Raw genomic sequence first — 11,654 nt, 5'->3', positions numbered from 1 at the left:
AAGCCTCTTGTGTCTAAGGTTCTTACAGAAGAGAAAGGAAAGAGCACTTTCTATACGGAAGAACCTGATCCGTTAGGGCGGGGCATTATTTATTTAAGAATGCACGTAGCATCCAAGCGTGTTTTTCTAGTTCTGTGTAAATGCCGAGTAGTAAGTCAGATGTTGTTTCATCGTTTGCATTTTCAGCAATTTCCATGCCTTTTTTGAGTTCGTCTAACATCATTTCATAGTCTTTCAAGATTGATTCAACCATCCCTTCTGCAGTTTCTCCGTAAGAAGCTTCTTGAACAGAAGATCGTGTTAAGTATTCTTTCATTGTTGCTACTGGTTTGCCGCCGATTGCTAAAATCCGTTCTGCGATTTCATCAATGTGTTCAGCTGCTTCTGTATAATATTGTTCGAATTTTTCATGTAGGACGAAGAAGTGAGGTCCTTTTACGTACCAATGGAAGTTGTGTAGTTTTGTAAATAGTACGTTCCAGTCTGCTACTTGTTTATTTAATACTTCGATTACTTGTGTATTCATATAATCCATCTCCTTTTGAGTTATTATTTTATACCAATTACTAATTTATAATTATTATAAATTAGTAATTGGTATAAATCAAGCCTTTGAAACAATATTTTAAAAGATTTTTGAATGAGATGTAATGTTATATAGGAATATATGTTTATTTTTCTTCTTGTGGTGGCATATATATAGAAAAAGGGAATATAGAAAGGGGAATGGAGGAAGATGGAACTCCAGTTTCAAAATGTGCATCAGCAAGCTGGAAATTGGTACGTGCTGGATGCAGAATTTCCTTGGGATATTCAACAAGTGAAAAATGATGTTTTTTCACTCATTGAGAAGCGTGAAATTCCTGTTATTTTTTGCGATACGTGTGAGACGAATGAAGTTCTTCTCATGTTAGGAGAAGAGGAAGAAGAATTTTTATTTCCTTTGAACGGCTTTTATCATAAAGAAAAAAGACTCATTTTTATATGCAGGTGGGAACAATATGAACAAGTGCTCAAAACGTTGTTACATGAGTTTCGACACTCTATGCAACAGGAACAGAATGTTTTATATATAGATAACGAGGCATATGAACGACGATGGATAGAAAGAGATGCTCGTACATTTGCTGAACGAAAAATGAATGAATATATAAGAGGGAAAATAAACTAAGGCATAGTGATCAAGTCTACTATGCTTTTTACTTATTAAATTTTAGTATTTGACATTTTTAAAGTTTAGTTCTAAACTAATGATATGAAATGAGCGAGGTGATGGAATGAAAACAGAAGATAGACTAGGTTTACTATTATGGTTCCGTTTATCGCGCTTTTATAACAAAAGTATTCGTGAAACAAATCAGCATTTAAAGAAATGGAATTTGTCTGCTGCACAGTTTGATGTTTTAGCTCAAATTGGTGGACAAGAACGATTAACACAGCGGGAACTTGGAAAGAAGTTATTTGTTACGAAAGGGAATATTACGCAACTTTTAAGCAAGATGGAAAAGTCAGGATGGATTCAGCGGGAACGGGAAGGGGCGACGAAATATCTTTCGTTAACAGAAAGGGGAAGAGCGTTATATCAAGAAACTGTTCCACCGCAAGAAACATTTCAAGCGGAACAGTTTGGAAAGTTAAATCATAAGGAACAGCGACAATTATTAGAATTACTTCGAAAGCTACAATAAAAAATTTTAAGAAAATATCTCGAATATGAGATAAAATGAGGTGAAGAATATGTTTCGAAAAATTGATCATAAAAATATGGGAAGAGCAAATCACGGTTGGTTACATACACATTTTCATTTTTCATTTGCAGACTACTATAATCCAAATAATATGAACTTCGGAGTGCTTCGCGTTATTAATGATGATTTAGTAGCGGCGCAAACAGGATTTGATATGCATCCACACCGTGATATGGAGATTATTTCTTACGTTGTAGATGGAGCGCTAACGCACCAAGATAGTATGGGAAACCGCGGTACAATTGAGCGTGGGCATGTTCAATATATGAGTGCTGGTACAGGGGTATTTCATAGTGAACATAATTTAGGAAATGAAACATTGCGTCTATTACAAATTTGGATTTTACCAGACTATGCTGGCCATAAGCCAAACTATGGAGAGTTTAAATTTGATTGGAATAAACGCGAAAATACATGGTTCCATATGGTGTCCTCAGTTGATGGTGATGCACCAATTACCATTCACCAAGATGCAAATATATATTCTTTATCATTAGAAGCAGGAAAAGAGATTTGTTTCCCTGTAAATGAAGGACGTCAAGTTTATCTTATACAAATTGAAGGAAGCGGTATTGTAAATGATGAAACACTTGTCATGCGAGATGCAGCGGAAGTTGTTGAGGAGGACATTTATATTCAAGCAAAAGAGCAGTCACATTATTTGGTGATTGAAATGAAAAAACAATAAGAGTTATTACTTATCAAAAGAAGTAGGGCATGAAAAAGATGCGCTACTTCTTTTGATTTGCTGTTTTGGATGAAATTGTAAGAAAATTATTTCTCAATATTTTCCAAAAGGATATATTTTCCTTTTTTTGAAGTGTATAAGAGTGTCAAAAAATTTTTGGGGAATGGAGAGTGCTCGTTTGAAAAAGACAATTGTTTCGTCAGCATTAGCTCTATCTGTTATTACTTTAGGATTGGGGGATTCGGGACATCAAACGTACAGGCAGAAGAACAAATTCAATATCACCCAAAATTTAAAACACCTGCTTACATAGGGGAAGAATGGAAAGCACCAGAAGGAGTAGATAAAAAAGAATCTGTCTTTCAATATTTAGAGAGTAAGAAAGCAATGTTCAAATTAGCCGGAAATGTAGAAAAACATTTCAAGATTGTTGGGGAAGAAAAAGATGAGAAGTCGGAGACAACTCATATTAAGCTAGTTGAGAAATATAATGACATTCCTGTGTATGGCTCAGATCAAACGATCACATTTGATAAAGAAAATAATGTGAAGGCTTTTTTCGGACAAGTCATTCCAAATTTAGAGGATAAAAATATTCCGACTGCAACGAGCATTACGGATGAACAAGCTGTAAACATTGCAAAGAAAAATATTGAAAAAGAAATTGGAAAAGTGAATCAATATGATGGTGTAAAAAAAGATTTATATGTGTATGAAAAAGACGGGAACTACTATCTTACTTATCTTGTAAAAGCATCTATTTCCAAACCAGCTCCAGGATATTGGCATTATTTTATTGATGCAACAAATGGAAATGTGATTGAGAAATATAATGCAATCGATTCTATTACAGGATTTGGATACGGTGTATTAGGAAACAAAGCATCATTTGAAATTGCTCAAGATGAGAAAACAGGTGTATATAACTTGTTTGATGGGAAACGTGGGCAAGGTGTTCATACATTTGACGCAAAAAATATGGACGAGAATATATTTATAATTTTATCACAATGGTTTGGTTATACAGGAGAAGAAATAGAGAGTAAATCTAAGTTCTTTGAGGACAAAGCTGCAGTTGACGCACATGTAAATGCCGGAAAAGTATATGATTATTATAAAAAGACTTTTAATCGCAATTCTTTCGATAATAAAGGTGCAAAGCTCATTTCAGCTGTTCACGTAGGTGAGGCTTGGAATAATGCGGCATGGAATGGCGTACAAATGGTATATGGTGATGGTGATGGAAAAACATTTATTCCATTATCTGCAGGATTAGATGTAATTGGTCATGAATTAACACATGCTGTAACAGAATATACAGCGAATTTAGTTTATCAAAATGAATCAGGTGCATTGAACGAATCGATATCGGATATTATGGGTGTTATGGTTGAGAAGAAAAACTGGGATATAGGGGCTGATATTTACACGCCTGATATTGAAGGAGATGCGCTTCGTTCTCTGAAAGATCCAGCTTCGATTCCAAATCCGTTAAAGCCAGGTGAAGGGTATCCAGATCATTATAGCAAACGCTATGTAGGACCATATGATAACGGTGGTGTTCATATTAATAGTAGTATTAATAATAAAGCGGCATATTTAGTTTCTGAGGGCGGAGAGCATTACGGTGTAAAAGTAACTGGCATTGGCCGCGAAGCGACAGAAAAAATTTACTATCATGCGCTTACGAAATATTTAACTGCAAATGCTGATTTTAAAATGATGCGTCAAGCTGCTCTGCAATCTGCTGAAGATTTATATGGTGAAAATTCTAAAGCAGTACAAGCTGTAGACAAAGCTTATGAGTCAGTAGGCGTAAAATAATAGGGGAAAAGACCTGACTTAGCTGAGTCAGGTCTTTTGTACATTAGTCACGAATGCCAAGAGCGATTTTTGCCATACGGGACATACGTTCTTTAGACCAAGGCGGATTCCAAACAACATTTACTTCTATTTCATTTACTTCAGGTACATTTGTTGATAGTACTTTTTTTACATCGGATACAATTTGCCCAGCCATCGGGCAACCGATAGAAGTCATTGTCATAGTAATAACAACGTTATTTTGTTCGTCAGCGGTAACATCATATACTAAACCAAGGTTGATGATATCAACGCCTAATTCAGGATCAATCACAGCTTCCAAGTTTGCATATATCTTATCTTCAAATTCCTTTGACATGTAGCACACTCCTAATATTAGTGATAGTCATTCTCATTATAAAGGAAAAAAGATAAAGATGCAGTGAAATAGCTCACACATGTTTCATGAAGTGCTTTCTATAATGGCGGTAAGTAGCAGAAAGGAGCATACATATAGATTATAATAAGACTCCTTTTATTGTGATATGGGAAATAACGCGTGATTGTGAATGTCGTTACATATGGGGAGAATCTCGTGAGAGAACGTCTATAGTAATAGAAGATTACTTAGAAAGTGAACTATACTGGGTTTGAAAAAGTAAAAAATCCAGGCTCCTTTAAAAGGAGTACCTGGATAAAAGGAATTTTATTCTGTTTTAAATCGCGATACGAGAGTATCTAATTCTTCTACTGTTCGTTTCATTTGACTTGCTGTAGAAGTCATTTCATTTATAACAATTACTTTTCTTTCCGCTGATTTTGCAGTTTGAGTCGCTTCTGCGGATACTTCATTAGCGATAGAAGCAATGTTGTTAAGAGATGCGTTCATTTCTTCGGTACTTGCTGCCATCTCTTCCGCTGTTGCAGAGATTTCTTGTATTTGTGTGGAAACATGGTTTACTTGTTCTACAATTGTTGTAAAGGAATCTCCAGCTTTGCGAATTACATGAATTCCTTCTGCAGATTCTGCTTGTCCTCGTGACATCATAGAACTTGCTGTTTCTGTATCATTTTGAATTTGATGCAATAGCGTGTTAATATCAGTTGCAGCTGTTTTAGATTGTTCTGCAAGTTTGCGGACCTCATCTGCGACAACTGCAAATCCTTTTCCTTGTTCCCCAGCCCGAGCAGCCTCGATAGAAGCATTGAGAGCAAGTAAATTTGTTTGTTCCGCAATGTTAGAAATAGATTGCAATGCTGTATCGATATGTTTTGTGTGAGTGATTAGACGTTCGACAACTTGTGATGTAGCATTGACTGCTTCATGAATTGTTGTCATTTGTGTAATCGATTTCTGAATAACGGCAGTACCGTTATTGGCATGATCTGAAGTAGTAACAGCTAACTCAGCAACAGAAGAAGCAGCTCCCGCAATGCGCTGCACATTCATGGTCATGTCATCCATAGCAGTAGAACTTTCTTCCATGCTAGAAGTTTGAGATTGAATACTTGTTTCTAATTCAGACATGGTACGCTGAACTTTTAATGTAGCTTCTCTTGATGTATTCGTTTTTTCGAGCATGTTTTCAGAAGCTGTTTGAACTTCCTTAGATGTTTTTTGTACTCGATGAATAATGTGCTGTAAATTTTCTAGCAATTTATTAAAGGAAGTAGCAATTTCACCAACTTCATCATTACTGTTTACTTGTAAACGACCTGTTAAGTCCCCTTCTTGAGATGCTAATTCTTTTAACTTTATATCAATTTGTTGAATTGGTTTAACAAGTTTATCAGAGAACCACCATGCAAGAATAATGGCAACAACACTACAGATAATAAGAGATAACAATACAACATATACAATGAACGATGAGAATTGGTCGATTTTTTGAATGGACTGTTCACGTAGTTTTGCTTGTTCATTGCTATAGTTTGTGAAATCCCCTATTACTTTATAGACGGTCGCATTTTCTGTTTCAGCAAGTTGAATAGCTTCTTCCCACTTTTCCTTTTTTGCAAGTGGAAAGACTTTTGTGTCAATAAATTCTCTCCATTTAGCCCCTAGTTGCATTGTATCTCTTAGCTGTTCATTGGCATGAGAGTCCGCAAGAAGTTTGTCCTTCGTACTTTCAATGTGCTTACTCATTTCATGAAATTTGTCGATTTCCACTTGATCATGTTGTAATAAATAACCACGTAGAGCAGAAAGTTGCACTTGATAAGCCTCTCCATGTTCCTTTAATTCTGTTGCTAAAGGGGAGATATCTGTTTGTAATGTCTCAGCTTTTTTGGATTGATCGGTAGCAAAAAATAAAATAAGAGCTAATGCAATACTGAATAAAGCACAAGTTGCTATCATCATGAATATCAATTTTTTGCGAATACTAATAAAACTCATACGAAAAACCTCCTTTTAATCATTCTATTAAGATTTTTAGATATAATAATGTGAAAAGCTTTATCCCGCTATTTTATGGTAGTAAGACTCCCACCTCAAGATTCAGAAAGAAGCAAGGAAGATAGGTGGGAGCCTTACTGCCCGTAACAGCCCGATTGGTGAAGGCTCATAATCGATGGGGATGAAGCCCCCACTGATTAAAGTTTCACTTTATCCTATATCTTGTTGGAATAAAACGTTCTTTCCATTAGGAATTATAGCAGACAGTCATTCAAAGAGGAAAGCATAAGATATTTCTTTTCGAGATATATGTAAATCCATGATAAATAATAAAAAAGAGAGACAAATGAAAAGTCTCTCTTACAATCTATTATGAAGTTGTTTTAAAATGCGCAACAAGTGCTTCTAGCTCCTCTACAGTAGCTTTCATCTCTGATGATTTTGTAGCGACTTCTTTCATTACATGAACTTGTTCACCAGCTGAATTGGATGTTTGGGTTGTATCAGCTGCCACCTCATTTGAAATGGAGGCGATATTATTTAAGGATGCATTCATTTCTTCAGCACTTGCAGCCATTTCTTCAGCAGTAGCAGACATTTCTTGCATTTGTGTAGAAACTTCATTTATATGGTTTACAATTGCTGTAAAAGAAGAACCAGCAGTACGAATGACCGTAATTCCTTGAGATGCTTCTGATTGCCCTTGTGTCATCATATCATTGGCAGCTTGTGTATCATTTTGAATTTGACGTAATAAATGGTTAATATCAGTCGCTGCTGTTTTAGATTGTTCAGCCAGTTTGCGAACTTCATCTGCAACAACCGCAAATCCTTTTCCTTGTTCCCCAGCCCGAGCAGCTTCAATGGAAGCATTTAAAGCTAATAAGTTTGTTTGTTCCGCAATATTAGAAATGGATTGTACAGCTGTATCAATATGTTTTGTATGTGTAATTAGGCGTTCCACAACTTGTGATGTGGCGTTGACTGCTTCATGTATTGTATTCATTTGTGAAATTGATTTTTCAATAACTTTGCCACCATCGTCTGCTTTTTCAGCTGTTGTCATTGCTAATTCTGCGACAGAAGAAGCAGATTCCGCAATGCGCTGTACGCTTTTTGACATGTCGTCCATAGCAGTGGAGCTTTCTTCTATACTAGAAACTTGTGAACGAATACTATCATCAAGAGATACCATTGTATCTTGAATTTGTGATGTCGCATCCATAGAAGCAATTGTGCTGGAATACATGCTTAACGATGCTTCCTTTACATTCGTAGATGTTTGTTGTACCTGTTGAATAATATGTTGTAAATTTGCGAGCATTTGGTTGAAAGAATGAGCGATGTTGCCAATTTCATCTCTACTATTTACGTCTAATCTTGCTGTTAAATCACCATCTTTAGAAGCTAATTCTTTTAATTTAGAATCAATTTTTTGGATCGGTTTAACAAGATGGCCGGAGAACCACCAAGCTAATAAGATAGAAATAATCGTACATGCAATAAGCGAGAAGAAAATAATATATTGGATGAATTCGGATGAAGTATGAATATCCTCAATTAATTGATTTTGTTTTTCTTTTTCTTCATTTGCATATTTGGTAAAGCGATCCAATAGATCATTGACGTAATCCGTTTGTTCTATTGCAATTTTGGAAGCTTCCTCCCACTTTCCTTCACGTGCAAGTGGAAGAACTTCATTATCAATCACACTGCGCCATTTTCCCCCCATTAAAATAGCTTCTTTCATCCCTTCTGACAGCTTTTTATCACTTGTCACTTCTTTACGTGTATCTGCTAATTTTTTGCCTTCTCGATTAAATTTATCTAACCCTTTTTGATCATGAGATAGTAAATATTCCTGTAAGCCAGCAACTTGTGCTTGAAACCAATCCCCTCTCTCTTTTAAAATAGTAGCTCGTTTCGATACTTCAGATTTTAAGGTTTCAGCCTTGTGCGTCTCACTTATTGCATAGGAAAGAATAATAATGAGTGCAATACTAAATAAGGAACATATACCTAAAAACATAAAGAGAAGCTTTTTACGAATTCCGATCTGTTTCATAATCTCTCCACCTTTAAAATTGATTATTATAATTAATAGATATTTATGAAAAAGAACTGAAACACTTTAAACGAAAAAGTGCTTCATATTCTAGTACAAGTATAGCAGATTATAGGAATTCAATCCCTAATTTATGGGAATGTTCGTAAAATGTTTACATTTCCATAGTAAAAAATATAAATAAAAAACTATTGTATTTCTAGAACACATCATGTATACTTCTAATTAGTTGATATTGATAATCGTTATCAATATCAACTAAAATATTACTCTTCGTTATGTTGGTCATACCCCTTTTGACTACGTAAAGTCAGAGATAAAATGTTGAAATACCTTGTGTCCTATTCTACAGAATTATGGTAATCTCCAACCTCAACTTATATGCGTTAAGCATGCAAAAAAGGATCCTATCCGTGAAGGGATCCTTTTTTGCATTATATAGTAACAAGGTTTCTCAATTTCTTTTCTACATACTTTGATTGAATGGACGTGTTTTAAGAAACTGCGGTGTGAAAATACCAATCCATATAAAAATGATGCCAAGCCATTGAAGTGGAGACATAACTTCAATACAAAACCTTCTTTCTAAATAAAAGCGCCCGTTGTCCAAGTTAGGACAACGAGCAAACGAAACAGAGTAAAAGCTCTGCAAAATTCCGCCGCTCATAAAGACATATTGAGTTTGAATAGGGAAATTCTCTTTCTATTATGTTCTGAAGCAATCGTAGAGTCTATGAATGCTACAAAGCTTTTGGAAACACAATCGAACATTTTACACCTTGAGGCGTATTTTGAATGCCGTAAGGGAATTGGTGCTTATCTAATATTTGTTTTACAATATACAAGCCCAAACCGCTTCCATGTACTAGGCCGTGTTTGCTAGGATTGGCTCGATAAAACGGCTCAAATAGATGAGCTAATTTTTCCTCTTCAATTTGTGTACCTGTATTTAATACTTCCAAAGCATAAGCATTTGGCTTTTCATAAAGTTTTATATATACATGTTGATGGTCGATTGTATAGTTAATCGCATTTGAAACAATATTAAAAATGGCTGTTTGAATAAATTTATGGTCAGCTAAAATTTGTACGTCTGGTTTGATATTAGATTGAACATTTAATTGCTTTACATTTACAAAATAATCTACCTTCTTCATAATATCTTCAAGTATGTTAGATAGGCAAATGACTTGTAGATTCGGTTTGAACTGAGGATTTTGTATTTTGGATAATTCCGACATTTCTTCCGTTAAATTGTTAATATCCTGCATCATCTCATAGGAACGCTTTAAATATTTATCGCGATCTTTATAAGCGCCGATTCCGTGAATCATACCATCTAATTGCCCCATAACAGCTGTAATTGGTGTTTTTAATTCATGAGACAGCATGGACATAAATTCTTTACGCGATCTCTCCAGTTCTTGTTCTCTTTTCAGTTCGTTTCTTAAATCTTTATTCGTTTCATGTAATCTTTTAACAATTTGTTGTGCTCCAACAGCTAAAGTTTCTAAACCATAATTCTCTTTTTGTATATTTGTAGATGGTTTATCGGAGAAATCGAGATTCATAATTTCTCGCAATGTTTCGCTCATATAGTGAAATGGTTTCGCTATTAATGTTGTATAAATGAAAGAGCCAAGGAGTGAGACAGTCAACATTGTTAGCGCGATATGTGGAGCGAGCTGCTTGAATATCTCTGCAAGGCTTTTTGATTTGTCTTCTTGTTTTGTTACATCTGAGTTAACAGTTTGGCTAGCTTGTTGTTCAGAATGTAAAGGTGATTCATTTTTACTATTTACATGAGAAGGGCTTTGCGCATTTTCTTTTGCCTCTTGATCATGATGTAAGACATGATTGAGTGCAGTATAGAGCAATTGAATATCTATACTAGAAGGTGGAAGGTTTGATAGACTTCCGGAAAATGCTTTATTTTGTTCACTTTTATTTTGAGCAGCCTTTGTATTTGCAACCGCGTCCTGCGTTGTCTGTAATTCTTTTGAATGAATAGAATGCCCGTGATGCTCTTTATCATAGTTTGATAATAAAAAATAAATAACTTGATAAAGGCATAGTGATAAAAGGATACAAAATAACATGGTTTTAATAAAAATATTTCTGGTGATGTTTCCTTTTTTAAGAGTCGATTTTGTAGCCAATGCCTTTCACCGTTTTAATATAAGGAATGCATAATTTTTTCCTTAAATTTTTAATATGTGTATCAATTACTCTCACATCACCGTAATGTTCATAGCCCCATACTTTATTTAATAAATCACTTCTTGATAATACTTTCCCACGGTTTTGTAATAACGTATATATAATTTCAAACTCTTTTGTTGTAAGTTCCACTTGATCACCATTTACATATGCAGCATATGCAGTGGAATTTAGCATTAGTTCATGGAATTGTAGTATATTTGCATTTTCAACCTCTGTTGAAGCTGCTCTTCGCAATACTGCTTCAACTCGTTTGATAAAAATAGCATAATGAAAAGGCTTTGTAATGTAATCATCGACCCCGAGCTCAAAACCTTTAATTTCGTTTTCTTCATTTTGTAGACCTGTTAGCATAATAATCGGTACATCTGACTGACCACGGATAATTTTACAAATACTATATCCATCTATATCTGGCAACATTACATCTAACAGGACAAGATCGTATAAATTCTTTTGGAATAGAAGAATGCCTTCTGTTCCTGTACCTGCAACATCAACTTTATAATTTTGTGCAGTCAAAAATTCTCGTATCAGTTCTTGTATATCTGGATTATCTTCAATCACTAGTATATGCGTCATCGTAACACCTCCTAAATAACGCTTTTTACTAAAATATTCAAATTCAACATTTATCCTGCATTAACGGGCAGTAAGACTCACACTTTAAGGCTTAGTGAAAGCAAGAAATTAGGTGAGAGATGAACTACCTGTAAAAAGCTGATTGATGAA

9 protein-coding genes and 1 pseudogene are annotated in these 11,654 nt (G+C 34.9%); 4 read left to right on the top strand and 6 right to left on the bottom strand.

Going from position 1 to position 11,654, the window contains the following annotated elements; translation table 11 throughout:
- Positions 1-85 precede the first annotated feature (85 nt).
- The gene (locus tag MR059_RS14855; RefSeq protein WP_012096076.1) at positions 86-526 is read right to left on the bottom strand and encodes a Dps family protein; all 441 of its coding nucleotides are present in this window, start codon (positions 524-526) and stop codon (positions 86-88) included.
- Between the two features lie 210 nt (positions 527-736).
- Between MR059_RS14855 and MR059_RS14850 the strand changes: the two genes are divergently transcribed.
- From MR059_RS14850 to MR059_RS14835, 4 genes and pseudogenes are all read left to right on the top strand, one after another.
- Positions 737-1,171, top strand: a complete 435-nt coding sequence (locus tag MR059_RS14850; protein ID WP_012096075.1) for a DUF3920 family protein — start codon at positions 737-739, stop codon at positions 1,169-1,171.
- A 106-nt stretch (positions 1,172-1,277) separates the two neighbouring features.
- Positions 1,278-1,688: a MarR family winged helix-turn-helix transcriptional regulator gene (locus MR059_RS14845; RefSeq protein ID WP_012096074.1), complete on the top strand. Its 411-nt coding sequence runs from the start codon at positions 1,278-1,280 to the stop codon at positions 1,686-1,688.
- Between the two features lie 49 nt (positions 1,689-1,737).
- Positions 1,738-2,436 carry a pirin family protein gene (locus MR059_RS14840; RefSeq protein WP_012096073.1) on the top strand — a complete coding sequence of 233 codons (699 nt, stop codon included), beginning with the start codon at positions 1,738-1,740 and terminating at the stop codon, positions 2,434-2,436.
- A 178-nt stretch (positions 2,437-2,614) separates the two neighbouring features.
- Positions 2,615-4,260, top strand: a pseudogene (locus MR059_RS14835) (M4 family metallopeptidase).
- 43 nt (positions 4,261-4,303) lie between these two features.
- Here the strand turns inward: MR059_RS14835 and MR059_RS14830 are convergent.
- The 5 genes from MR059_RS14830 to MR059_RS14810 form a co-directional block, all read right to left on the bottom strand.
- Complete coding sequence (locus tag MR059_RS14830; protein ID WP_012096071.1) at positions 4,304-4,618, bottom strand: metal-sulfur cluster assembly factor; 315 nt, start codon at positions 4,616-4,618, stop codon at positions 4,304-4,306.
- Between the two features lie 327 nt (positions 4,619-4,945).
- Positions 4,946-6,637 carry a methyl-accepting chemotaxis protein gene (locus MR059_RS14825; protein WP_012096070.1) on the bottom strand — a complete coding sequence of 564 codons (1,692 nt, stop codon included), beginning with the start codon at positions 6,635-6,637 and terminating at the stop codon, positions 4,946-4,948.
- Positions 6,638-7,007: 370 nt separating this feature from the next.
- Positions 7,008-8,702 carry a methyl-accepting chemotaxis protein gene (locus MR059_RS14820; protein WP_012096069.1) on the bottom strand — a complete coding sequence of 565 codons (1,695 nt, stop codon included), beginning with the start codon at positions 8,700-8,702 and terminating at the stop codon, positions 7,008-7,010.
- 740 nt (positions 8,703-9,442) lie between these two features.
- Positions 9,443-10,861 (bottom strand): sensor histidine kinase, encoded by a 1,419-nt coding sequence (locus MR059_RS14815; RefSeq protein ID WP_012096068.1) that lies wholly within the window; start codon positions 10,859-10,861, stop codon positions 9,443-9,445.
- Positions 10,839-11,504, bottom strand: a complete 666-nt coding sequence (locus MR059_RS14810) for a response regulator transcription factor (RefSeq protein WP_012096067.1) — start codon at positions 11,502-11,504, stop codon at positions 10,839-10,841. Before MR059_RS14810 ends, MR059_RS14815 begins: the two co-directional genes overlap by 23 nt.
- Between the last annotated feature and the right edge of the window lie 150 nt (positions 11,505-11,654).

It is taken from the genome of Bacillus cereus group sp. BfR-BA-01522, assembly GCF_022662635.1.
GTDB lineage: Bacteria > Bacillota > Bacilli > Bacillales > Bacillaceae_G > Bacillus_A > Bacillus_A cytotoxicus.
Note: the sequence above shows the minus strand (reverse complement) of the source record. Positions and strands in the feature narration are given on the sequence as shown.

Excerpts from the sequence above, each read along its gene's own strand:
- MR059_RS14855 (WP_012096076.1), bottom strand. The coding sequence starts at position 526 with ATGAATACACAAGTAATCGAAGTATTAAATAAACAAGTAGCAGACTGG.
- MR059_RS14850 (WP_012096075.1), top strand. The coding sequence starts at position 737 with ATGGAACTCCAGTTTCAAAATGTGCATCAGCAAGCTGGAAATTGGTAC.
- MR059_RS14845 (WP_012096074.1), top strand. The coding sequence starts at position 1,278 with ATGAAAACAGAAGATAGACTAGGTTTACTATTATGGTTCCGTTTATCG.
- MR059_RS14840 (WP_012096073.1), top strand. The coding sequence starts at position 1,738 with ATGTTTCGAAAAATTGATCATAAAAATATGGGAAGAGCAAATCACGGT.
- MR059_RS14830 (WP_012096071.1), bottom strand. The coding sequence starts at position 4,618 with ATGTCAAAGGAATTTGAAGATAAGATATATGCAAACTTGGAAGCTGTG.
- MR059_RS14825 (WP_012096070.1), bottom strand. The coding sequence starts at position 6,637 with ATGAGTTTTATTAGTATTCGCAAAAAATTGATATTCATGATGATAGCA.
- MR059_RS14820 (WP_012096069.1), bottom strand. The coding sequence starts at position 8,702 with ATGAAACAGATCGGAATTCGTAAAAAGCTTCTCTTTATGTTTTTAGGT.
- MR059_RS14810 (WP_012096067.1), bottom strand. The coding sequence starts at position 11,504 with ATGACGCATATACTAGTGATTGAAGATAATCCAGATATACAAGAACTG.